This window comes from Pseudomonas brassicacearum (genome assembly GCF_003732265.1).
Taxonomy (GTDB): Bacteria; Pseudomonadota; Gammaproteobacteria; order Pseudomonadales; family Pseudomonadaceae; genus Aquipseudomonas; species Aquipseudomonas brassicacearum_D.
This window is the reverse complement of the sequence record NZ_MOBK01000081.1, coordinates 1-261: the sequence shown is the minus strand read 5'-3', so window position 1 is coordinate 261 and position 261 is coordinate 1. Positions and strand designations below refer to the sequence as shown.

General features: G+C 66.7%; 1 protein-coding gene. It reads right to left on the bottom strand.

Going from position 1 to position 261, the window contains the following annotated elements; all coding sequences use genetic code 11:
* On the bottom strand, positions 1 to 261 hold a 261-nt coding region (locus tag BK660_RS30135), incomplete at both ends, for an FAD/NAD(P)-binding protein (RefSeq protein ID WP_185045256.1).

Below are 261 nucleotides of genomic sequence, written 5' to 3'. Positions count from 1 at the left end.
CGTACACGCCGAGCAGCCCTCGTGGCGGGAACAACTCGCTGATCGGTACCGGTTGCTCGGCCGATTCAGGCCAGCAAGCGGCGGCAATATGCGCGGTCAGCCATTGCGTCAGGTCATCGGCGTTGTCCGGGTCGACGCTCATACGCGCCGCGTTGCCGCTCAGCGTATGACCCGTTTCGACGGCGCTGTAGGCTTCGCCTCGACCGAGCTCGGGACGCGGTTCGATCACCAGCACCGAACGCCGGCCCGGCAAGCGCAACA